22 protein-coding genes are annotated in these 23880 nt (G+C 44.3%); 13 read left to right on the top strand and 9 right to left on the bottom strand.

The annotated features are described in order from the left end of the window. Window positions 1-413: 413 nt before the first annotated feature. Complete coding sequence (locus DBT50_RS06470) at window positions 414-971, bottom strand: ECF transporter S component (RefSeq protein WP_111852540.1); 558 nt, start codon at window positions 969-971, stop codon at window positions 414-416. A 163-nt stretch (window positions 972-1134) separates the two neighbouring features. On the opposite strand from DBT50_RS06470, the gene spxB reads away from it, so the two are divergent. Continuing rightward, window positions 1135-2922: a pyruvate oxidase gene (gene spxB, locus DBT50_RS06465; RefSeq protein ID WP_111852541.1), complete on the top strand. Its 1788-nt coding sequence runs from the start codon at window positions 1135-1137 to the stop codon at window positions 2920-2922. 142 nt (window positions 2923-3064) lie between these two features. On the opposite strand, the gene DBT50_RS06460 is transcribed toward spxB, so the two are convergent. Then, window positions 3065-3643, bottom strand: a complete 579-nt coding sequence (locus DBT50_RS06460; protein ID WP_111852542.1) for a nucleotidyltransferase family protein — start codon at window positions 3641-3643, stop codon at window positions 3065-3067. A 249-nt stretch (window positions 3644-3892) separates the two neighbouring features. On the opposite strand from DBT50_RS06460, the gene gshAB reads away from it, so the two are divergent. After that, complete coding sequence (gene gshAB / locus DBT50_RS06455; protein ID WP_111852543.1) at window positions 3893-6184, top strand: bifunctional glutamate--cysteine ligase GshA/glutathione synthetase GshB; 2292 nt, start codon at window positions 3893-3895, stop codon at window positions 6182-6184. A 214-nt stretch (window positions 6185-6398) separates the two neighbouring features. Here gshAB and ltrA read toward each other — a convergent pair whose 3' ends face one another. Continuing rightward, the gene (ltrA, locus tag DBT50_RS06450; protein WP_224785078.1) at window positions 6399-7787 is read right to left on the bottom strand and encodes a group II intron reverse transcriptase/maturase; all 1389 of its coding nucleotides are present in this window, start codon (window positions 7785-7787) and stop codon (window positions 6399-6401) included. An 840-nt stretch (window positions 7788-8627) separates the two neighbouring features. Here ltrA and DBT50_RS06445 point away from each other — a divergent pair. The 6 genes from DBT50_RS06445 (at window position 8628) to DBT50_RS06420 (ending at window position 13798) form a co-directional block, all read left to right on the top strand. Continuing rightward, entirely contained in the window at window positions 8628-9713 is a 1086-nt protein-coding gene (locus DBT50_RS06445) for an ABC transporter ATP-binding protein (RefSeq protein ID WP_111852316.1), read from the top strand. Continuing rightward, window positions 9706-10584, top strand: coding sequence for a carbohydrate ABC transporter permease (locus tag DBT50_RS06440; RefSeq protein ID WP_111852317.1), 879 nt, complete (start codon window positions 9706-9708; stop codon window positions 10582-10584). Before DBT50_RS06445 ends, DBT50_RS06440 begins: the two co-directional genes overlap by 8 nt. After that, window positions 10581-11420, top strand: a complete 840-nt coding sequence (locus DBT50_RS06435; protein WP_111853077.1) for a carbohydrate ABC transporter permease — start codon at window positions 10581-10583, stop codon at window positions 11418-11420. The genes DBT50_RS06440 and DBT50_RS06435 overlap by 4 nt, the downstream gene beginning before the upstream one ends. 5 nt (window positions 11421-11425) lie before the next feature. Further along, the gene (locus DBT50_RS06430) at window positions 11426-12751 is read left to right on the top strand and encodes an extracellular solute-binding protein (RefSeq protein ID WP_224786507.1); all 1326 of its coding nucleotides are present in this window, start codon (window positions 11426-11428) and stop codon (window positions 12749-12751) included. A 168-nt stretch (window positions 12752-12919) separates the two neighbouring features. Then, window positions 12920-13600, top strand: coding sequence for an NAD(P)H-dependent oxidoreductase (locus tag DBT50_RS06425; protein WP_181566057.1), 681 nt, complete (start codon window positions 12920-12922; stop codon window positions 13598-13600). A 9-nt stretch (window positions 13601-13609) separates the two neighbouring features. Further along, window positions 13610-13798, top strand: a complete 189-nt coding sequence (locus DBT50_RS06420; protein WP_111852321.1) for a hypothetical protein — start codon at window positions 13610-13612, stop codon at window positions 13796-13798. Between the two features lie 130 nt (window positions 13799-13928). On the opposite strand, the gene DBT50_RS06415 is transcribed toward DBT50_RS06420, so the two are convergent. Together DBT50_RS06415 and pdxR are read right to left on the bottom strand one after the other, a co-directional pair. Further along, window positions 13929-14483, bottom strand: coding sequence for a GNAT family N-acetyltransferase (locus DBT50_RS06415; RefSeq protein ID WP_111852322.1), 555 nt, complete (start codon window positions 14481-14483; stop codon window positions 13929-13931). Between the two features lie 88 nt (window positions 14484-14571). Next, on the bottom strand, window positions 14572-15969 hold the full coding sequence (pdxR, locus tag DBT50_RS06410) for a MocR-like pyridoxine biosynthesis transcription factor PdxR (RefSeq protein WP_111852323.1): 1398 nt from the start codon (window positions 15967-15969) through the stop codon (window positions 14572-14574). A gap of 117 nt (window positions 15970-16086) precedes the next feature. Here pdxR and pdxS point away from each other — a divergent pair, with 117 nt between their 5' ends. Both pdxS and pdxT read left to right on the top strand, forming a co-directional pair. Further along, on the top strand, window positions 16087-16962 hold the full coding sequence (gene pdxS, locus DBT50_RS06405) for a pyridoxal 5'-phosphate synthase lyase subunit PdxS (protein WP_111852324.1): 876 nt from the start codon (window positions 16087-16089) through the stop codon (window positions 16960-16962). Between the two features lies 1 nt (window position 16963). Continuing rightward, complete coding sequence (gene pdxT, locus DBT50_RS06400; RefSeq protein ID WP_111852325.1) at window positions 16964-17554, top strand: pyridoxal 5'-phosphate synthase glutaminase subunit PdxT; 591 nt, start codon at window positions 16964-16966, stop codon at window positions 17552-17554. A 72-nt stretch (window positions 17555-17626) separates the two neighbouring features. Here the strand turns inward: pdxT and DBT50_RS06395 are convergent, their stop codons facing one another. The 4 genes from DBT50_RS06395 to DBT50_RS06380 form a co-directional block, all read right to left on the bottom strand. Then, entirely contained in the window at window positions 17627-18133 is a 507-nt protein-coding gene (locus DBT50_RS06395; protein WP_181566058.1) for a threonine/serine exporter family protein, read from the bottom strand. 14 nt (window positions 18134-18147) lie between these two features. Beyond that, on the bottom strand, window positions 18148-18912 hold the full coding sequence (locus DBT50_RS06390) for a threonine/serine exporter family protein (RefSeq protein ID WP_181566059.1): 765 nt from the start codon (window positions 18910-18912) through the stop codon (window positions 18148-18150). A gap of 153 nt (window positions 18913-19065) precedes the next feature. Further along, a complete protein-coding gene (locus tag DBT50_RS06385; protein WP_111821901.1) occupies window positions 19066-19938 on the bottom strand; it encodes a DUF975 family protein in 873 nt (290 codons plus the stop codon). 216 nt (window positions 19939-20154) lie between these two features. After that, a complete protein-coding gene (locus DBT50_RS06380) occupies window positions 20155-20706 on the bottom strand; it encodes an NADPH-dependent FMN reductase (protein ID WP_064292120.1) in 552 nt (183 codons plus the stop codon). Window positions 20707-20927: 221 nt separating this feature from the next. Between DBT50_RS06380 and DBT50_RS06375 the strand changes: the two genes are divergently transcribed. From DBT50_RS06375 to DBT50_RS06365, 3 genes are all read left to right on the top strand, one after another. Further along, the gene (locus tag DBT50_RS06375; RefSeq protein ID WP_111852327.1) at window positions 20928-22217 is read left to right on the top strand and encodes a Y-family DNA polymerase; all 1290 of its coding nucleotides are present in this window, start codon (window positions 20928-20930) and stop codon (window positions 22215-22217) included. A 93-nt stretch (window positions 22218-22310) separates the two neighbouring features. Continuing rightward, entirely contained in the window at window positions 22311-22547 is a 237-nt protein-coding gene (locus DBT50_RS06370; RefSeq protein WP_111852328.1) for an LPXTG cell wall anchor domain-containing protein, read from the top strand. Between the two features lie 444 nt (window positions 22548-22991). Continuing rightward, the gene (locus DBT50_RS06365) at window positions 22992-23831 is read left to right on the top strand and encodes a MetQ/NlpA family ABC transporter substrate-binding protein (protein WP_111852329.1); all 840 of its coding nucleotides are present in this window, start codon (window positions 22992-22994) and stop codon (window positions 23829-23831) included. Window positions 23832-23880: the final 49 nt, after the last annotated feature.

The raw sequence follows: 23880 nt of genomic DNA, 5'->3' as shown, positions 1-23880 counted from the left end.
AAAATTTAGTCGTCTAAGAGCCATGGCACCGGCTCGAGCACGAGGTCTCTCGCCTAGCGAGCTTCAAAGCTAGAGTGTGACAAAAGTATAAAAGCCCTGGACCACTGGAATAAACGAAGGGAGAGCCTTAGCAAAGGCTCGGACATCGTTTATGAAGTGGGCGCCAGGGCTTCTTTTGGAACAGATTTCGGCTAGTATGGCTAGCGCCTACTATCCGTATTTCACACCGCTTGCTGGTTCATGGCTGACGACTAATTTCAAAGCGTCACTACTGCTCATGGCTAATTGATCAAACAAATTATGTATATTTGCTATTCATCAATATAAAAAGTAGTGAACTTAGCATTTATAAATAATAAAAGGGACTGTGAAAAAATCCACAGTCCCTTTTTCAATGAGAGCTTTTATCTATTTTAAGCGGCTAAAGCAGGATAGCGGTCAACGACCTTTTTCATTGGGTAGTAGAGTAGGGTCACTAGTACAGCTGTTACTGCGGCTGTGAATAAGCTGGCTGGCATGCCAGTAGCGGCGATGGCCATGGCTGCTGCTAAGGAATTCCCTAGTAAGACTTGGCGGAAAGTGTATTTGATGAAAATAACAATGACCTTGGTAACTCCAGCCACGATCCCGATGGTGGCCAAGCGTCCGATACTCAATCGTGAATGGAAGACCTTGCGGAAGAGTAGGGATACCACGGCAATGACGACCAGATTTTCTAGGACCGTAAAAATCGCTACTGAAGCATATCCATTGAGAACATCATAGAGAAATAGGCCGGCTACAGCGGCTAAAGTCCCCCGTTTCTCTCCCATTAAGAGGACCCCAAGGACCACTAGGGCGTTACCAGGGTGGACAAAACTTTTAGAAATGGCGGATGGCATGGGAATGTGAATAAAAGTAATGGCTAAAATAATGAGAGCTGCATACATCCCCATGGCTACCCATTCAAAGAGAGAATTGTTTTTATGCATAAGCTATCGCTCCTTTTTAATTAATGTGCTATAAATTATAACCCATATTTTAAGCCTTAAAAGGAAAAATTGAGCATATTATTCATAATTTTGCCTTGCTTTTGTTAAAGTGATTGTGAAAAGATAATTTATTCAAATGAAAAGAAAGGAAAGGGACAATAGAATGGCGACTATCGATGCATGGGTAGCAGGACTACGCGTATTGGAAGACTGGGGCATTAAGAATGTTTACGGCCTGCCAGCTGGTTCGCTCAACTCTTTAATGGATGCTTTTGAAAAGGAACAGGGCAAGATTAACTTTATCCAGGTCCGTCACGAAGAAACTGGGGCCTTGGCTGCTTCCATGAGTGCTAAATTCACAGGGAAGATTGCTGCTTGTATCGGGTCAGCGGGACCAGGAGCAACCCACCTCTACAATGGTCTCTATGACGCTAAGGAGGATAATGTGCCGGTCTTAGCAATTATTGGCCAACGCCCAGAAGTGCAATCTAACTATGACATGTTCCAAGAGTTCAACCAAAACCCTTATTTTGCTGATGTAGCTGTCTATAACCGTCGGGTGGCCTATGCTGAACAACTGCCTAAGGTCTTAGACGAAGCGATCCGTACTGCCATTGCCAGAAAAGGCGTGGCTGCAGTTGAAGTTCCGGTTAGCTTTGGATGGGAACCACTGGAAGAGGATTCCTGGTATTCTTCTGCTAAGAGTTACCGCGACTATCCTTTAATGACACCCGGTGAAAAAGATATCGATGAAGCGGTTAAAGTCTTAGAGGCCAGTGAACGGCCAATTATCTATGCTGGTATTGGGACCCAAGGTAGTGGTCAAGAAGTGATCGAACTTTCTAAGAAAATCAAAGCCCCAGTAGTAGTGACCGGGATTAACTTTGATAACTTCGACTATGAATTTGATGCCCTCTTAGGTTCTGCCTACCGGGTGGCTTGGAAGCCTGCCAATGAAGCCTTAGAAGAAGCGGACACCATTCTTTTTGCCGGGTCTAACTTTCCTTTTGCTGAAGTTGAAGGAACCTTTGACCATGTCAAACATTTCATCCAAATCGATATCGACCAACAAAAACTTGGTAAGCGTCATGATGCTGATGTTAGCATCTTAGGGGATGCGGGAGAAGCTATCCGCCAAATCACAGAAAAAATTGAAGAGAAAACCGATAGTGGCTGGTACAAGGCCAATATCGACAATGCCAAAAACTGGAAAGACTATCTCCAAAGTCTAGAGCAAAGAGAGAGCGGAGATTTGCAACTCTTCCAAGTCTACCATGCTATTAACCAAGTGGCTGATGAAGATGCGGTTTATTCGATTGATGTGGGCAATACTACCCAAACCTCAATCCGCCACCTGCATATGACACCGAAGAATACTTGGCGGACCTCTAATATCTTTGCTACCATGGGCAATGGCCTCCCAGGCGCCATTGCTGCAAAACTGGAAATGCCAGACCGTCAAGTATGGAACTTAGCCGGCGACGGGGGCTTCTCCATGGCTATGCAAGATATCGTTACCGCAGTCAAATACAAGCTTCCTATGATTAACGTGGTCTTCACCAATGAACGTTTTGGCTTTATCCGTGACGAGCAAGAAGATACCAATGATAACTTCTATGGGATTGATATCGCAGATGTTGACTTCGCGATGATTGGTAAAGCTCAAGGTGCTGTGTCCTACACCGTGACTGAAATTAGCCAGTTGAAGGACGTCTTCACCCAAGCGGTCGCTGATGAAAAAGACGGGAAAGTGGTTGTGATTGACTGTAAGATCAGTCTGGATCGTCCAATCCCAGTGGAACACTTAGAACTGGATCCTAAACTTCATAAAGAAGAAGCCATCGCTAAGTTTAAAGAACGCTACTACGCTGAAGAGCTCAAACCTTTAACGGATTATCTCCAAGCTGAAGGGGTAGACATCCGCCAATACCAATGGAAGGAAACGCTGTAAAGTTTTACAAGAATGGCATTGGACTCGACTGAATAATCATGTTAAGGAAATAATTACTTAGTGCTTTCGTATACATAATAAAACAGCGTGTGATTGAATTTTCCTGTCTACTGGACTAGGGAGTTCAGTCGCTCGCTGTTTTTTATGGTTCTTCAATCTGCTTGATACTTTCAAAAGAAAGTTGTGGCCAGGTCTTTTGCCAATTTTTCTTTTTAATGCGTTCTTGATAAACTTTTAGCCGCTCGCTATCCTCTAAAAAGTGAGGAGTAGGAGCCACTTTAAAGTGGATAATATCTTCGTAACCATAGGGGGCATAACATTCGACTTGATCGTCTTCATTCAAGCGGGCAGCAATAGCCGTACACTTTTCCGGAAATTTGCGGACAGCGTCTTTAGATGAGCGATATCTTTTACTATGAGGACTGTGCTTATGCATATAGTATTGATTTCTGACTTCCCAATTGTAGTGGGGGTAATTTTCTTTGATGCTTTTTTCGATATTCAGTGTCTGCTGATAGGAGATTTTTTCGTCATAGAAGATCACATCGATATCTGAAAAATAGAGACTTTTTCTGAGGTCACCGTGGCTTAAGTAGTCCCAAATATAATTACGCAGGCTTCCCGCACAGAGCCAACAATCCGGTAGTTGAAAGGATTGAATAATTTTAAGTAGGTGAATGAGTTCTGGACTTGATTCAATGATGGCTTTAATATTAACCAATTTAGAGGATTCCTTTCTTAGTTAATGATAAATATAATCATTATTCTTTACTTATAGATAATAATGCAACCAAGGCTGTAGTGCTAGTAAATACTAGCCAGGTCATGGTGAGGTTCAAGCTTGATATCAAATTAGTAAGGAAAACTTAATAACAAAAAGTAAGCTAAACACTTTTTCCCATTATCTAATCGTGGTAAAGTTAAGGAAATAGTCTAAGTACTTCAAGTACTATTAGGGAGAAAACAACTTATGAATCAATTACAAGCCTATATCAAAAACGAAAAGACCGCTGCCTTATTTGAAAATACCTCCATTGGTATTGAAAAAGAAGGCCACCGGGTAACGCCAGAAGGACATATTGCCCAAACGCCCCACCCTCAAAGAGTGGATGGGTCGAGTGAAAACCAGTATATTCAGCGCGACTTTGCTGAATCACAAACAGAATTGGTCTCACCCCCTGTGATTGGCCGTGAAGAGGGCGTGCTCGAGTGGATGCACGCGATTTATGATGTCACCCTCAGGCATCTAGACAAGGAAGAAGCGATCTGGCCTTACAGCATGCCACCGCAATTACCTAGTGATGACCAGATTAAGGTGGCTCAACTGGATGATCCTGCAGCTGTGGATTACCGGGAATACTTAGTCGGAGCCTATGGGAAGAAATTGCAAATGATTTCTGGTCTCCACTATAACTTTGGTCTCGATCCTGATTTTATCAAGGGCTTCTACCAGTCTGGATATAGTGACTATGAGAATCTATTTGATACTCAAAACGCCCTCTACTTAAAATTGGCCCGTAATTTTTTACGCCATCAATGGGTCATTGTTTACTTTTTGGGCGCTAGTCCCTATGCCCACGACTCTTTCTTTGAACCGGGAGTAGAACCAGTTGGCCATCCAGTGCGTAGTATCCGAAATTCTGAGCACGGCTATGTTAACCATGAGGATGTCCATGTTTCCTACCACGATTTAGAAACTTACATCACCACCCTAGAAAATAATGTCAAAACCGGCCATCTCATTGCTGAGAAGGAATTTTATTCTAATGTGCGTTTGCGGGGTGGTGCAAAGGTCAGAGACCTCCTCCATACCGGGATTAAGTACTTGGAAGTGCGTAATACCGATATCCAAGGCGACGCCCCTTATGGCATTCAATTAAAAGAGCTGGTCTTTATTAAATACTTCTTACTCTACTTGCTCTGGATCGATGAAATGGCGGATGACCCTGAAATTGAAGAGGGGGTTAAGATGAAGACCCAAGTGGCTAATGAAGATCCTTTCAGCCGAACCGCTTACTATGACGAAGGTAAGGAAATCGCAAATGGTATGCGTGAAATGCTAGCAAACTTAGCAGTAAGCCAAGACAAAGTAGACTTGATTGAAGAGATTCTCCACCGCCTGGAAGCTCCAGAAGAAACCCCAGCGGCTCAAATTGTTAAAGCTTATCCGACTGTGGAAGACTGGTTAGCGTCTGGCTTAGCGATTGCTGAAAAGAACCGTAAAAATGCTCTGAAGGCTCCTTATCAACTAGGTGGCTTTACCGATATGGAGCTCTCCACCCAGATTTTTATAGCTGATGCGATTCGTTCAGGGATCCAAGTGGAAATTTTAGACCGGTCGGACAATTTACTACGTCTCTCAGTTGGGAACCACATTGAATATGTTAAAAATGGAAATATCACCAGTAAGGACACCTATATTTCTCACTATCTCTTAGCTAATAAAGAGGTCACCAAACAAATTATCCAAGAAGCTGGCTTTCAAGCCCCTAAATCACGGACCTATCACAGTTTAAGCGAAATCGAGGCGGCAGCTGGTCTCTATCTTGACCGCCCCTTAGTAGTTAAACCCAAATCGACTAATATGGGGATCGGCATTTCCATCTTTAAGCAAGGGCCTAGCCGTGAAGAGCTCCTAGAGGCCGGTCGGATCGCCTTTGATGCTGACGATAGTGTGCTCTTAGAAGACTATGTGCCAGGGGTAGAGTACCGCTTCTTTGTCCTCGATGGCAAGACCTTCGCTGTTTTACTCCGGGTGCCTGCTAATGTAATCGGCGATGGGGAAGCGACAATCGCTCAATTAGTCGCTGAGAAGAATAAAGACCCTAAGCGAGGCTTAGACCACCGCACCCCATTGGAAAAGATTCAGCTGGGCGATATTGAAGCCTTGAACCTTAAACAACAAGGCTTGACCTTTGACAGTGTCTTAGGAGAAGGTCAAAAGGCTTACTTAAGAGAAAACTCCAATATTTCCACCGGAGGCGACTCCATCGATGTCACTGACCAAGTTCATCCGTCTTATCTAGACATCGCCAGTCAGATGGCTCAAGCCTTAGGCGTTAACATTACAGGAATTGATTTAATGGTCCAAGACATTAAACAAGCTGCCCAAGTGAGTGAAACTGGGGCCAATTATGGCTTTATTGAAGCCAACTTCAACCCCATGATGATGATGCACGTCTATCCTGCCCAAGGCCAAGGCGTCCGTGTGACTGAATCCTTGCTCCACTATCTCTTCCCTGAAAAAGAATTTTTGAAATAGAGTGCGACAGTCACATCAAAGGGCGAAATCGCTGGAGAAAACTGGAATAAGCTCAGTGCGGCTGAGCGTAACCAGTTTTTGAAGCGGACGTTCGTCCTGTGACTGGAGCAGGTTTAAATAGAGTGTGATAAAAGTTAGATCGAGTAGGACTCTGTCCGTTAGTCGGACAGAGGACCTCTCACACCACCGTACGTACGGTTCCGTATACGGCGGTTCAATATCTTAAATAGGCAGACTCCGCCAGGAGGGTTAATGATTTTAATCCCCACTGACGGAGTCTTTTTGTTGTCAGAGCGTAGTGCACCTCCGGTGTCTTGGATAGACGCCAATACTTCTTGCGTGAGAAAGCAATACGCTTCGCGCTTTCACTATCCAATCCCAACCGCATGAGGCGTATAATCTTCGTTCGACAGTTTTTCCATCGCTTCAAAATGAGTTGCCTTAGGCGATGGTTTAACCATTGTTCTATCTCTTCAATATAGGTTTTAATATAGCCTACTCCAAAATAGTTGATCCAACCTTGTGTGACTTGGTTGATCTCTTTTACAATGGTTTTAAAGGTACCTGGTCGCTTTCGACTTGTCAGACGTTTTAACTTTGCTTTGAATTTCTTCTTCGCTTCATTCGTCGGACGAAAACGACAACCCTTTCGGGTAGGCTTGATAAGGCAACCCAAGAATTTTAAACGGGTTGGCGAACCCACTTGACTTTTCTCATGGTTAACGGTTAATCGAAGATCTTTTTCAATGTAAGTAGTAATACTTTTTAGCACACGTTCTCCTGCTCGCTTAGATTTGACGAAAATCGCAAAGTCATCTGCGTAACGTACAAAACGATGTCCACGACGTTCTAATTCTCTATCCAATTCATTTAAATAAACATTACATAGAAGCGGTGAAATAACACCCCCTTGAGGGGTACCCGTATGACTGTCAATAAATTGACCAGACATATCAATAACACCTGCACTCATAAAACGTCTAAGAATACGTGATATCGCTGGATCTTTTACCATTTGTTCCAAGTAATGAATCATTTTATCTTGATTAAAATTATCGAAACAATTCTTTAGATCGCAATCAACCACAACTTTATAGCCTGTTTCGTAATAGTCGACACATTGTTTCAGTGCACTATGTGCACTCTTGCCTTTACGAAAGCCATGACTATAAGGTGATAGTTGAGGATCTATGATTGGTTCAATCACTTGTCGAATGGCTTGTTGAACAATGCGATCCCTGACCACAGGAATACCTAATCGACGAACTCCTCCATTGGCTTTGGGAATTTCTACCCGCTTGACCGGTTGAGGTTTATATGTTGCATTCATCAATTTCTGTTGTAAGGGTCTAAGATACTTTCTTACTTCAGCTTCCGCAGCTTCTGCGGAAACACCATCAATACCAGCTGCTCCTTTGTTCTTACGAACTAATTGAGCTGCTCGCATGAGGTTTTCTTCTCTGACAACGAGACTCATTAGAGACCCATCATGTCTTTTCATATATTCAATAGCTCTACCACTAAGCACATCTACATACTTTTCAGGTTCCACCTTATTCCTCTGTAGGCTGCGTTGCTTCCGCAACTTTTCTGCTTTTCCCATAATTGAGCTACCTCCCATCTAAATAAACATGGATATTGTTCAGTCCTTCGTTTCCTCTGGAAACTACTATGACTTCGGCTGACTTCTCACAGTAAACCTTTTTCGACCGGCTTCTTATAAGGGGACTCCTGCGCCGTCTGTGAGATCTCCCTGGGTAAGAACGACAACTTTCTACTCATGTCACTGCTTCATCTACTGTCTCAGATTCGTGCAGTATTGGACTTCACTTTGTCTGGCAAGCTCATCCATCTTTTGACAGCCTTTCTTTATGAAGTTTCTGTACGTCAGTGCAAGTATTTGCCTCCAACTTCCTTCAGATTCCACCTCACGGTGGACACCCTTGTCATTGGCTAACAGTTCCTACTGCAAAGGCCTGTAGTGGACTTTCACCACCGAGTTGTCGCCCATGCCAGGCGCACCAGAAAAAAGGCTCAGTTTAGAAACTGGGCCTTTTCACGTGGTCAATTGTATCTACAAGCTAGTCACAAAACAGGGATTTTGTGCTTTGTAGCCATGCTTTCATAAGTAATGGATTATGAAAGCGATGAAAAAATTATTAGGAGTCTAGTTTACTGATTTTTGGCTTGCTTGTCAACGGTTTTATCGATCACTGCTGCATGCAAATTGCGATATCCCCACTCCTATAATTTGCTCGTCAATCAAGGGTAAATTAGGGCATTCCTTTAATAGAGGAGTGTATTTAATGAAAATTTAAAAAATATATGTTAGAGTAGGATTGACGTACGTTTGTTCGATTGTAATTGAGAGATTAATCAGTAGCTTGGGCATTGCCTATTCCTTACTGATTAGTCCCTGTTTCTTTCAGATAGGGGGATATTAATGTCAACAATTGAATTGAAAAATGTGAGTAAACGTTATCCTGGCAATAAAAATTACTCCGTCAAAAACTTTAATTTAGATGTTGGTGACGGAGAATTTATTGTCTTTGTCGGCCCATCTGGCTGTGGTAAATCAACCACCTTGCGGATGATTGCCGGCTTGGAAGAAATTAGCCAAGGTGACTTATTAATTGATGGTGAAGTGGTGAATAATAAAGATGCCAAAGACCGCAATATTGCCATGGTCTTTCAAAATTATGCACTCTTCCCACACTTATCGGTTGCCGATAATATTGGCTTTGGCTTAAAAATTAGAAAGGTCGACAAGAGCACACGCGAACAAGCGGTCAAAGAGGCTGCTGAATTGGTGGGCTTAAGCGACTATTTAGATAAAAAACCAGCGGCCTTATCAGGCGGTCAGATGCAACGGGTTGCCCTTGCCAGAGCCATCGTTAAGTCAGCTGGTATTTTATTGATGGATGAACCTTTGAGTAACTTGGATGCTAAGCTCCGGGTGCAGATGCGGAGTGAGATTGTTAATTTACAAAAGCACCTCCATGCCACCACAGTTTACGTGACCCATGACCAAGCCGAAGCCATGACCATGGCTGACCGGATTGTCGTGATGAACCAAGGAGAAATCCAGCAAATTGGAGTTCCCTGGGAGGTTTATAACAACCCTAAGAATCTTTTTGTGGCAACCTTCTTGGGAACACCACCGATGAATACCATCCAAGCCCACGTCAAAGAGGGCAAGATTTTATCCAAAACCGACCGAGTCTTAGTCGACCACTTACCTGGCGATTTCGCTGAAGGCCAGGACATTGTGGTTGGCTTTAGGCCAGAAAAAGCCAAAGTGACGGATAATGTTGACCAAGCTCACTTTACTGGGACTATCCAGATGGTGGAACTCCTGGGGGCTGACTATGACCTCCATGTCAAGTTAGAGATCTCACAAGTCATCATTAAAGAATCGACTGATAAGCGCTATGAAGCCGGTCAGGAAATTGCCTTTAATCTAGATAGTAAGGATCTCTACTACTTCGACAAGGAAAGTGGGGAAAGACTGGTGACTGAAAATGATTAAAGACATGAATAAAAAGCAGTGGCTTATTTATATTTTAGTCCCACTCCTGCCTTTATTAATTTTCTGGTTCCTGCCAATGTTCATTTCCCTTTTCATTTCTTTTACCAATTGGGACTACATCTCACCAACTTATGACGTTGTCGGGTTAGAAAACTACACCGACCTGATCACTTCTGAAGAATTTGTTTCATCCTTGTGGAATACGGTGGTATTTTCACTAGGGACAGTGATACCGACCTTAGTGATCGGCTTTTTATTAGCTCTCTTATTAATTCGGCAAAAATTCATGCATAATTTCATCCAGGCCTGTCTCTTTGCCCCTTGGGTGACGCCTATGGTTGCGGTTTCCATTGTTTGGTCTTGGATGTATCAACCGGAAGGACTCATCAATAATCTTTTAGCCCATATTGGGGTTTCGGGACCGGACTGGTTGTCTTCCTCCACCTTTGCCATGGTGGCTGTGATCGTCGTGACCGTTTGGAAGAATGCGGGCTGGGCCATGTTATTTTATTCCACTGCCATGTCCAGTATTTCGCCAGCCTATGATGAAGTCTGTGATATTGCTGGGGCCAGTTACTGGCAAAGGATCCGGACGATTTACTTCCCCATGACCCTACCCACGACGCTCTTCTTATCGGTGATTACCTTAATTTCTTCTATCCAAGCTTATGACCAAATTAACGTCTTAACCCAAGGTGGGCCTGCTGGGGCGACACGAACCTTGTTATACATGTTCTATCAACTCGCCTTTGAAGAGTTTAACATGGGTAAGGCAACGGCCTTGTCAGTGATTATGCTAGTCATTACTGGTTTCTTAGCCTTTGCGATCTTTAGCTTACAAGGGCACTACCGTAAGGAGGGTGTGGCATGAGAAATAAAAAATGGGATAGTAAGGGAATTATCCGTTCGATCTTACTCTTATTCCTCAGCTTTTTAATGGTTTATCCCTTATTATGGATGGCATCAAATGCCTTTAAAGATGCGGCAACCATCTTATCTGATCCTGCGTCCTTAGCTCCTGATTTTCTTTCCTTTAAGAATTTTGCGGGTGTTTTTGAATTAGGGCCATTTGACCTCTATATCTTTAACAGTATCTTTACGGCTTTAGTCATTGTTATTGTGCAGTTAGTTCTGAGTGCTTTGATGGCTTATGGTTTAGTCTTCTTCCACTTTAAAGGGAAAAAATTTCTCTATACCTCCATCTTATTAACCTATATGTTACCGGTGGCCACTACCTATGTGCCATCTTTTGTGATCCTAGCACAAATGGGACTTTTAGATACCTTAACCGGTTTGATTGTATCCAATATTGCTAGTGTCTTCTCAATTTTTTATCTGGTGCAGACCTTCCGTTCCGTGCCGATTGAATTAGTCGAAGCCGGCCAAGTGGAGGGGGCCAATTCTTGGCAAATCTTATGGCGGATTATCGTTCCTTATTCACGTTCAGCGATTTTAACCACCGCCTTGATCAACTTTGTGACCCATTATAATAACTACATGTGGCCATCCCTGATCATCTCTAGTGAGGCCAAGATGCTGGTCTCCAATGGTTTGAACCAGCTCTTTACCACTCAAGGGAACTTTATCGATAACCTTCCACGGCTGATGGCAGCTAATACCCTGGTTGTGGTTCCCTTATTGATTCTCTTTATCCTCCTACAAAAATGGTTTGTACAAGGGATTTCTGGCTCGGGAACGAAAGGATGATCAAGATGAAGAAATTTGTAAGAATTTTACTGACCCTGTTTACTGCCTTGCTGTTCCTGGGAGGGTGCTCCCAGCAAGCCCAGGAAGCCCTAGCTGAATATGACCGCAAGCATAGTGACCAAGCAAGCGGTGACCGGGTGGAAATAGAATTTTGGTATGGTCTGGGTTCCATTGCCGGACAAACCATGGAGGAAATTATTGAGGACTTCAATAATAGCCAAGACCAAGTTCGCGTGATCGGTGTGGCTCAGGCTAATTATGATGAAACCTATCAGAAACTCCAAGCGGCCATTGCAGCTGACATCGCTCCGGCAGTGGTCTTATCGGATGACATTGTCGAACAATCGGACTCGCAAATTCTTAAACCTCTCAACGATTTCATGGATGCTACCATGGATCCCAATGACTTTCTGCCAGTTTTTATGGACTTAGCCATTTCTGACGGTAAAGTCTACGGTTTCCCGGCCTTTGGGACCACCCAGGTCATGTATTACCGTAAGGATATCTTAGACGAAGCGGGTGTTGACCCTGATGATATGTATGATTCCTGGGAAAACGTGATGGCTTATTCTAAACAGCTACAAGAAGATGGCTATGTTGAAAATGGTCATCAGTTAATGTGGGGGACCGATAATTTGATTGACATCGCCTATAGTTCTGGTGGGCAAATTATTTCTGATGATGGCACCCAGGTTCTGATTGACCAAGCGCCTTGGGTTGATTCCTGGAACTTCATCCGGAAAAATATCCATGACGGCACCAGTCCCATTGAATCTGGGGGACAAGGTTGGGAATATTGGTACCGGACTATTGACAATGTTATGACCGGTAAGTCGATCAGCTATACGGGTTCATCTGGTGATAAGGCGGACCTTGATTTTGATATTATTGGTTCAGCAGAACAACCAGGCTACAATGGCCATGAACCCCGCCCTATGTCGGAAGGCTTATACTTAGCTATCCCTGACCAAGCCTCTGACCAGGAGGCAAGAGCGGCTTTTGAATGGATTAAATACTTTACCAGTCCCCAAGTCCAAGCTGACTGGACCAAGGCGGTGGGTTATGTACCAGTCCGTATTGATGAAACTATGAATCAGGTCCCAGGCTTTAGTGAATTCCTAGCTGAAAATCCGGCCTATAAGACGCCCATGGACCAATCGACCCATGCTTCATATAGCTTTACGGATCCTACCGGTGGTAAAATTTATCAAGCCCTTTCTGACGCTCGAGATAAGGTAGAACTGCAAAATATCCCAGCAGAAGAAGCCCTAGCTGAAGCCCAAGAAACCGCTCAAAAAGCCCTCGACCAAGTCAATGCTAGGGAAGATTAATAAAAAATTATTACAGGAAAAGCCAAGTTAGGATAAAACTGACTTGGCTTTTTTTATGACTAAATTTAACAGGGTTCATTAAAACGGCTCTTTCTGAGCCCGCTAGACTGCTAAGCTGTGAGTGATTTGTTACAATAGGAAGCGAACCAGGAAAAGGAGATGGGTAGAGTGACAGTAAGTATTTTTTGTGGACATCCTGAATTGGAAAATTCTAGTAGTCACCAATTTCTAAGGGCAGCTTGCCCCAAAGAAATTAAATTTATCCCTGTCCCAACCAATTATAATGATGACTTTATCCAGGAATCCCAAGAAACCCTTTTAGAGAGTGAGCGAATTTATTTACAGTTCCCCCTCTATTGGTACCAAGCCCCCGGCCATATGGTGCAATGGTTACAGGACCTGTTAAGTGATGATTTCCTAGACCAGAATGGTAAGCATCTTGCAGGAAAATCACTGGGTTTGATAGTGACGGTAGGGAGCCCCTTGTCTTATTACCAGGCTGGCGGGAAGAACAATGTCAGCTTATCGACCCTCTTTAGCCCTTATCAAACCCTGTGTCAGACCTTAAAGTGGGAATTTCTTCCTGCCTTTATTCTCAGTCAATACCACTATCTCAGTGAAGAGGCCCAAGCCAAGAAATATGTTGCCTTTCAATACTATCTCTTGAATCCTAAACGGGGCAGTTTTAACCAAAGGAGCCGTTGGTTAATCGATCATTTAAGAAGTCGGCAGGAAGATTTTTCTCCTGAACTTATAAGCAAAATTGACTTATTGATCGATGCCTGGGAGGGGCGACTGGATGAATTAGAAATGCTGGAAGCCACCTTGCCAAAAACGACACGACACTAGGAGGTTATTATGATTGAACATGATCCATTAGGCCCCTGGGCCAAAGAAGTTCTCGAGAAGGCCGAAAAGGAAAGTCAAGACTACGGCCAACGCGCCTATCTAAAGGCCTGCCAAGCGGCCATTGAAGCCTTGGATTTACGTTACCAGCAAGCTAGCGGACAATTAGATGGCTTGTCTTGGGACAAGGAAAATTGGTAAAAAGTTAACAACTTAGCCTATCGAAATAAGGCTAAGAAATAGAAAAAAGCAGCGAATTGTTGTAGTGATTCCCAAAAGTTGAATGCTTAGTCCAACTGTTTGGGTCACCCGTTCTTCGCTGCTTTTTGTCTTAACGATAATAATCTTCTCTTAGGAGGCCGTAGTAGGCGGCATCACAGAGACCTTGGTTGTTTCGGTCGGCTTGGCGGAGGGTCCCTTCATAAACTAAGCCGCAATGTTCCATGACCTTGCCAGAGGCTGGGTTTTTAGGATCGTGCATGGATTCAATCCGGTTGACTCCAACTTCATCAAAGAAGAAAGGAATAATACGCTCAAAGGCTTCGGTAGTTATCCCCAAGCCCCACCATTTTCGGCCAATAGCATAGCCAATATGGACGGCAGAAATTTTTTCTTTGACATCAACGGCGGAAATACTACCGATCACTTCATTACTTGCCTTTAGAACAATGGCCCATTGGTAGAAGTCTGGGCGACTATAGTTAGCCACCCATTGGGAAATCACTTCCTTGGTGACAGCAGGAGACTGGTGGCTGGGCCAGGTTAGGTACTTGGTGACTTCCGGGTCACTGGTCCAGTGCTGGTAGGCCTGGTCGACATCAGTCAATTCAAAGGGTCGTAAGATGAGGCGCTCACTTTCTAGTTTTTGGCTACCTAAATGCTTCATAATAATTAACCTCCCAAAAAGTTAATTCATTATATATCATTCCCCTTAAAAAAACTAGCCAGTCCGGCATTGATTAGCTAGACATAAGCTAGGAAAACAATTCTGTCTTGACGATGGCGAGTGCTTTCTGGAGTTTACTGAGGTCAACGGCGGCATCATTCAAGAGAAAGAGCTGGCGACTTTCCGCCACTGGCTCCATATCATAGTCGGAAACACTCTTAATCCCGATTCCCTGCTGAAGTAAACGTTCTTTTACTTCTAGATCGGACAGGGAAGTCTGTAATTTTAAGACCAGGTGGAGCCCGGTTTCACCTTCGATAATTTGGCATTGATCAGTGGAAAAGTGGTCTTTAATCAACTGGGTGACTTTTTCTCTTTTCTTACTATAGTGGCGGCGCATGCGATTAATGTGCTTTTCAAAATAGCCTTCTTGGATAAACTGGGCTAGACTGTACTGCTCAAAGGTTGACACGGTGCAGGAGTAAAAGGAGAGGTCTCGATAGAATTGGTTGGCCAGTTGGGCTGGGAGAACCATATAGGAAATGCGAATGGTCGGAGCCAGGGACTTGGAAAAGGTGTTGAGATAAATCACTTTGGCACTGGCATCAATACTTTGCAGGGTGGGGAGGGGCTTACCATGGAAGCGAAATTCACTATCATAATCATCCTCAATAAGGTAACGGTCATTGGCTTCATTGGCCCAGGCCAGCAATTGGTAGCGGCGACTGACCGACATGGTGATGCCAGTAGGAAAGTGATGGGTGGGATTAAGGTGGGCGATTTGGGCTTGCTTTTTATCGAGTTCTTTCACCATTAATCCCTGGTCATCGATCCCGGCCAAGCGACAATCAACGCCTTGCTTGGTGTAAATTTGCCGTAGTTTGGGGTAGCCCGGATTTTCAATGCAATAGACCTTGTCCCGCCCTAGGAGTTGAATCAGTAAGCCGTAGAGGTATTCCGTCCCTGCTCCGACAATAATCTGCTTGGGATCGACAGCCATCCCGCGAAAGGAAGCCAAGTGACTAGCAATCGCTTCTCTTAAGGCGGCCACTCCACCACCCAGGGGCGGTTTGAGCAGGTCGGCATGGTAATTGACGATGGTGTCATGCATCATCCGGTTCATAATCGAAAAGGGAAAGCTATCGGACTGACTTTGATTTTCGGAAAAGTTGAAAATAAAGTGTTCTTCTTGGGGAAGGCGGATATGGTGGTCGATTTTTTCTTGCGCTTTTAGACTGGGAAGGCCGTGACACTCATTGACATAATAGCCCCGTTTCTCTTGGCTATAAACGAGGCCTTCAACAATCAACTGGTCATATGCATTTTCAACCGTTATGGTACTAACGCCTAAATTTCTGGCTAAGCTGCGTTTAGAAGGTAGTTTTTCTTCATTGACTAGTTTACCGGCCATGATATCGCTTTTAATAGCTTGGTATAATTGTTGATAAAGGGGGATTGGGCCTTTTTTTAGATGGTAGGTTAACATCTTTTCTTCTCCTTACTGGCTTCTTTTTTATTGTGACTTTGACTATTTGTCTATGACCACTTTTAATTTATGATATAGCTTAACAAGCGCAAAGCAACAAATCAAGGAGGTCATTATATGACAAAGACACAATATGAATTAAACCAAGCCCTGGCCCAGATGCTAAAGGGTGGGGTAATTATGGATGTTACCACACCAGAACAAGCGCGAATTGCCGAAGCTGCTGGAGCTGCAGCAGTTATGGCTCTGGAACGGATTCCAGCTGACATCCGAGCAGCCGGTGGGGTTTCCCGGATGAGTGATCCGAAAATGATTAAGGGTATCCAAGAGGCGGTATCGATTCCGGTTATGGCTAAGGTACGGATTGGTCACTTTGTTGAAGCGCAAATTCTAGAAGCCATTGAGATTGACTATATTGATGAATCAGAAGTTCTTTCCCCTGCTGATGACGTTTATCATATTGATAAGACCGCCTTCAAGGTGCCTTTTGTTTGTGGGGCTCGTGACCTAGGAGAAGCCCTACGTCGGATTGAAGAAGGAGCCTCCATGATTCGAACTAAGGGAGAACCAGGAACAGGTGACGTGGTTCAAGCTGTCCGTCACCTTCGAAAGATCAATGCCCAAATCCGCCAAGTCGCTTCATTAGCAGAAGATGAGCTCTATGAAGCAGCTAAACAACTTAAAGTCCCTTATCATTTAGTCCAATATGTCCACGACCATGGTAAATTACCTGTAGTTAACTTTTCTGCCGGTGGGGTAGCCACCCCAGCTGATGCCGCCTTAATGATGCAATTAGGGGCTGAAGGGGTCTTTGTTGGTTCAGGAATCTTCAAGTCAGGAGACCCAGCTAAGCGGGCTTCCGCCATCGTTCAAGCTGTGACCAACTACCAAGATGCCCAATTAATTGCCCACTTATCTGAAGACTTGGGAGAAGCCATGGTGGGGATCAATCCAAGTGAAATTCAAATCATTATGGAAGAGCGAGGCCAGTAAGATGACCATCGCTGTACTCGCCCTCCAAGGGGCTTTCATTGAGCATGAGAATATCCTCCGCCAGCTGGGAGCCCAAGTAAAAGAAATTCGTCAACTCAAAGACCTGGATCTGGATGATATTGATGGCCTTGTCCTACCGGGAGGGGAAAGTACAGTCCAGGGGCAATTGCTGGAAAAGTTAGGTCTATTAGAACCCGTGCGCCAATTGATTCAAGATGGGCTACCAACCCTAGCTACCTGTGCTGGATTAATTCTTCTAGCCGACCACATAGCCAACGACACTAATCGTTACCTAAGGACCTTACCCGTGACCGTGGAGCGGAATGCCTATGGCCGTCAACTAGGCAGTTTTGCTACCCAAACGCAAGTTGGTCCCCTTAGTGACTACCCGGCAGTCTTTATCCGGGCACCTTATGTTGCTGACTATGATCAAGATGTTCAAGTTCTGACCCAAGTGGATGGTAAGGTGGTGGGCGTTGAATATGAAAATCAAATTGGTCTAGCCTTCCACCCCGAACTGACCCAGGATTACCGGATCCACCAGTACTTTCTTCAAAAAGTGGAAGACTTTAAGCAAGCAGCCATAAAATAATTCCATGAAGTAAAAAAATCAGTGCTCACAGTGGCACTGATTTTTTTGATGACTAGCGATTTAAGCGAAGAACTAAGACTTAGCCATTTTCATTTTTTCGGCCTTTTCTTTGGCCGCTTTCTTCTTTAAACGCCGGCGGACCCGTTCTTGGCGTTGGCGACGGATTTGTTGTTCAGCTAGGTTAACAAACATAAAACCAAAAACAATGGCTCCGGAAACCTTGAAAACGTCCATCAGGTAGGAGACACTTAACTGATAATTGCCTTGCACGGCATAACGGATAAAGAGGTAGGCCGCATTACCAGGAACCAAGGGTAGAATCGCGGGGGTATTTAAAATAATCACCGGTAAGCGCAGCTTGCGCGAGAGGTAAATATAGATAATCCCGATAACGATAGCGGCCATGAAGTTAGCGACGATTAAGTCCCCAAACCAGGACATAAAAAAGTAGTAGGTCATCCAACCACTGGCTCCTGTTAAGCCACAATAAATCAAGGCTCGCTTAGGGACGTTAATAATGGTGGAAAAGGCGACCGTCCCAAAAAAGGACAAGGCAAACTGTTCAATAATGGTAAACATGGCTGAACTCCTTTCTAACCTAACCATTGCAGGGTGAGGGCAATACCGACACCGAGTACGATGGCAATTAGGATGGCGTTAACCGCTTGAACCATGCCCGAAATTAACTGGCGGGCAAAGAGGTCACGAAGGGCACCGGTAATGGCCAGTCCTGGGAGGAGAGGCATGATACAGCCCGTGATCAAGGAGTCCAGGTTATTGACCAGTCCTAGGCGGTTTAGGGATAGGGCTAAAAAGCCGATGACGGTAGTTGCAAAAAAGTCACTGAGGAAGGTAATTTCAAATTCTACCTTGCAGTATTCGGAAATAGCAAAACCGATGATCGCAATGGCAAAGGCAAAACCAATATCCCAGTAGTTGGTTGAGTCAATCATTAGCATAAAGGCAGCACTGGCAGCTCCCGCAGCTAATAATTGTACACTAAAGGGGAAGGTTTTTTCTTGCTTATCAACGGCCTGGAGCGCCTGATAGAGTTCTTCCAGGTTAAGTTTTCCTTCAGCGTAAGAGCGGGAAAGTTGGTTGGTATCATCAATTTTGGCTAAGTCGGTGGAGGTCTTTTTGACTAAGACCATTTGCATGTCTGAGTGCTTGTTTAAGCTCATAAAGACGGCCGTGTTGGTGACATAGGAGGCGGTATCGAAACGGTGGCTGTTTTGGGCGATCCGTTGCATAGTATCTTCGACCCGGTAGGATTCGGAACCCGATTCCATCATAATCTTCCCGGCCAGTAAACAAGTGGATAAAAGTAAGTGGTTTTGTTCTTCGTTGATGGCTGCCATAGTAATCTCCTTCCTGGATAATTTGGGCCAGTCATTTACTCTCATTCTAGCATAGAAAGACTTTTGTCGGTCTTATTTAAGCAATCGCACGCACAAAAAATGACCCACTGATTAGTGAGTCACTCTTAATCATTTATTTTAAAGTTTTTAATCTTAGTTAAATTGGCCTTCGATAATACCGCGTTCTTGTTCGAGCCGGGCTTGGTAGAAGACTGCAGCGGCTACTTTGGAGCGCAGACCGTAGTAAACGGAAACGAACACGATGAAGAGGGCGACAGCAAAGAAGAGGACCAGGCCTAAGATATTGAGTCCTGAACCATAGCTAGTGTCGACAGAGACAATCACCCCAAAACTCACAAGGAGGGAGATGAAAATGAGCAGGTAGGCGATCCACTTATAGCTAAGCATCAAGCAGAAATATCTCCAGCGGTTGCCTCTCATTAAGCCCCAGCTGGTCGTGATGACTTGGAAAGCACCCATCTCAGGTTCTTCTTTCAACAGGATAGGGGTCATGGCTAAACTAATATTGACCCAATAAGCAATTAAGCCAATCAAAAGTCCCCCGCCAACCAGGACAACTATGAGCCAGGCATCGTCAGAGCCAAAGACTAGAGCGGCAAAAACGAGGAGGGCAAAGGCTGTTAGAAAAGAGATTAGCCAAATCACAATAATGTTGACGATTTGCGCTAAGAGGCTGGTCCAAGCATTATGCCAGAAATGCTTCTTAAAGGGTCGGAACACACTCAAAGCTTGATAGGGCGTATGATTTTTTGCGGCGTCGACCAAGCCCCAGGTCATGCCATAGCTCAGCAGGGCGAAGACCAGGGTAGAAATCAAGGTGTTGACCAAATCAATGGAATTCTCGGAGAACTGAAAACGGGCAAAGGTAAAGTCAGTAATTGATGCAATGGCAGAACTAAGAATCACAATAATAGCAAAGTCAGCCAGTAAGAACTTGAGACTTTTTGGGGTAATTTCTTTTTCTGCTTGACGGATCGCCCGGTTAGGAAGCGCTAATTTATCCATAATAAACTCCTTTCCTGAGTTTAAGTGACTAATAATTTTTCTTAAGTCTAGGATAACACAGCAGACTTTATTTAAAAATGAAAAAAACGAAGTTCTTCAAGTCATTAAATAGCGAATCGCTTGACTATTTTATACAAAGTGAGCCATTAAAAAGGGCCGTGTCTCTTGTGGAGTCACGGCCCGATGTCGGTATTTTATCTGGTTAAAATCTTAGGCTTAAACGAATTTTGCGGCAAATTCAGCGAAAGCTTTACCAGCGTTAGCTAAGAATTCTTGGGTATCTTCGGCTGTGATTTCACCGTTTTCACCGATGAAGTTTGCGGAGTTACCAATGTAGAGTTCAGGTTGTTGCATCACTGGCATATCTAAGAAGACTAAGGATTGGCGGAGGGTGTGGTTAGCAATGGCCCCACCAATTCCTGCTGGTGATTGAGAAGCAACAAGTGCTGGTTTACCTTCCCAAACACTGGAACCGTATGGACGAGAACCTAAGTCAATGGCGTTCTTCAAGCTTGCTGGAACACTACGGTTGTGTTCTGGAGTCACGAAGATGATAGCATCTTGAGCTTTCACTTCTTCACGGAAACGCGTATATTCTTTCGGTTGTTCTGGCGCTTCGTCATAGTCTTGGCTATAGAGGGGAAGGTCAGCGGTTTCGATGAAGGTGACTTCTGCATCCTCAGGTAAACCTTTTACGATCCCTTTAGCAATAGCTTCTGAAAATGAGTTTTTACGGATTGAACCTAAAACAACACCATACTTAGTCATTATAATATCTCCTCTTTCATTTTTTTATTTTTTAATTTCTATCTACACTAACTAGTTTAAAAGCTAAGGCTTCAAATAACAAATTATCTGCTCACAAAAAGTAAGTACTTTTCATAAGCCTTGAAAGGCGCCTCGAAGATTATCTTGACAAATAGAACATATGTTCGTAAAATAAAGAAAAGTCCTCAAGTGAATCACTGAGTCAAATCGAGGTAATGGTCATGAAACGCTACAATTATGATTTTGATTATAGTAAAGAACCCAAACACGACATCCTATGCATCGACATGAAGTCTTTTTTCGCTAGTGTGGAATGTGTGGCCCGGCAACTGGACCCCTTGACAGCAGAATTGGTGGTCATGTCACGGGGAGAAGCCAATGGTGGGCTGGTTCTTGCTGCTACCCCAACCGTCAAGGCCAAGTATGGCTTGAAAACCGGGTCCCGTCTCTTCGAATTTCCCCGCCACCACAATATTCAAATTGTCCCCCCAAATATGAGCCAATATATTGAGATTAACCTGGATATTAACGAGATTTTCTTGAACTATGTTGCTCCAGAAGACCTCCATATCTATAGTATTGACGAAAGTTTTTTGGATGTTTCTTATAGTCACAAGTTATTTGGCAGTAATGAAGCTATCGCCCGTCAGATTCAAGCCGACGTCTACCAGGCTTTTGGAATTACCGCCACGGTGGGGATTGGAGATAATCTGCTCTTAGCCAAATTATGCCTGGATAACTCGGCCAAGAAGACCCCTCCCTACATTGATTACTGGTCCTATGACTCGATCCCCGAAACGGTTTGGAAGATTGCCCCACTGAGGGATTTTTGGGGCATTGCCAAGGGTTTAGAACGCCGGCTCAACCAATTAGGGATCTACAGCGTGGACGACTTGGCCCATGCGGATGTCTACCTCCTACAAAAGCGACTAGGAATTATTGGTGTGGAACTCTTTGAACATGCTAACGGGATTGACCACAGTATTATCCGTGACAAATATGTACCTTCCTCGCGGTCTTTTGGTAAGAGTCAAATTCTCCAGCGCGATTATACTGATCCGGGCCAAGTGGCCATTATTATTCGCGAGATGGGTAACGATATCGCGGCCCGCTTACGTCAGCACCATTTACTCGCCGGTCAAGTCTCGCTGTCAGTGGGCTATTCCCATGAGGTAGTTGACCGTGGCTTCCGCCATCAAGTCCCCATTGATCCCACCGACCGTCCTGAAGACCTCAATGCCGCCTGGGTGGAACTCTTTCGTTTGTATTATGAAGATCGGCAACCTATCCGTCAAATCGCTCTCAGCGCCAGCAAGTTTCAAGAGAAGGTAGGTATCCAGCTCAGTCTCTTTGAAGACCCTGAACGTACCTTACAGAAAGAACGTCTCTATGACACCATGCAAAAAATCCATGACCACTATGGCCCTAGTTCGCTTTTTTACGCCAATAGTTTGGTGGTAGGGGCGACTGGTCTGGAGCGCAATAAGTTGATCGGCGGCCACCAGGCTTAAGTCGTGATTGAGAAGCCAGCAGGGGGGCTATGGATTTGGTGTAAGGCTTATGTTTGCTATAATGGGCTTAGAAAATGAGAGAGGAAGATTCTGATGAAAGATACAAAGACCCTGTCAAAAATAAGTAACAATTTGTCGGCTTACTTCTTAAGTCTCTTCAGTGCCTTAGTGGTATTCTTACTAGGTGATGGGACTAATGTATTAGCGGGAACTTATTACAGCCAAAGCCTGCCACAAACTGGGGCCCAAGTGACAAGAACAGCCCTAATTGTCGGTGTCGTCCTACTGATCGTGGGCGGTTTTTTCTTCTTCCGTAACCGTAAAAAATAGAGAATAAGCAGTTTTTATACTAAGTTATCGATAAAGGCGAACACTAGTGATGATAAACCGGTATCAGGCGAACACTTGCTAAGGAACGATTCCTGGTGATAGACTAGGTACATAGTTAATTATCCATAAAATCATCCGTTGATAAGGAGAGTAAGTGTTAGCCACTTTGAAGAGAGGTTCCGTTTGGTGAGAGGGACCAGGTGAAAGGCGCTGAAGATGGCCTTTGAGGAAATCTTGTCAATAAGTAGACAAGGTCGGCTGGGCTCGGTCGATAGCAGGAGCGCTAGTCTAGACACTTAGGGTCTCGGCTAGGTCGAGGGGGTTACTACAATGATATCCATAGTAGTACTCTGAACAAAAGGTGGTAACACGATACGTCGTCCTTTGCTATTCAAGTGAATAGTAAGGGACTTTTTTTATGGAAAATATTAGGAGGTCTTTATAATGAAGAAATGGCAAAAAGTATTAGTAACAAGTGCATTAAGTATTCTTGCTTTGGCAGGTTGTGGGTCTAATAGTGGTAGTGGCAGTGAAGGCAAGCAAGAAACCACAGTCAAACTGGGTGTGGTTGGGGATGACACCCGCGACTGGGATACCGTCCAAGAACGTCTCAAAGGTGAGGGGATTAACTTGGAATACGTCAAATTCTCTGACTATAACCAACCTAATAAGGCCTTGGAAGAGGGGGAAGTTGACCTCAATGCCTTCCAACACCAAGTTTTCTTAGATAAATTCAATGAACAATTCGGCACGGACTTAGTCTCCATTGGGAATACCGTAGTGGCACCATTAGGGATCTACTCCCATAAGATTAAGGACCTGTCAGAATTACAAGACGGGGCCACTGTGTCGATTCCTAACGACGTGACCAATGGTGGCCGGGCCATTATCCTCTTAGAGTCTGCTGGTCTCATTGAAGTGGATGACGCCGCTGGCATTACCCCAACAGTGGATGACATTACTTCAAATCCTAAAAACTTAAAGATTGAAGAAATGGATGCGGCCCAAACCCCACGGACCTTAAATGATGTGGATATCGCTCTCATTAACAGTGGTTATGCTGTGGATGCCGGTTTAGCACCCCAAGACGCTATTTTCAAAGAACCGGTCGATGAACGGTCTAAACCTTATGTGAATATTGTGGTAGCCCGCCAAGAAGATAAGGATAACCCAACCTATAAGAAGGTTGTTGATACCTACCAAACTGATGAAACTGAACAAGTGATTAAGGATAAATCCAACGGGGCCAATGTTGCTGCTTGGAAACTATTTGGACGCAATTAGACCTTAACCACACCCTAGCAAAAACGAAACCATCACATGGAGAGGAAGT

Origin of the sequence: Aerococcus tenax, assembly GCF_003286645.3 — a bacterium.
Classification (GTDB): domain Bacteria; phylum Bacillota; class Bacilli; order Lactobacillales; family Aerococcaceae; genus Aerococcus; species Aerococcus tenax.
The sequence above is the reverse complement of the archived record's forward strand: the minus strand, read 5'-3'. Positions and strand labels throughout refer to the sequence as shown.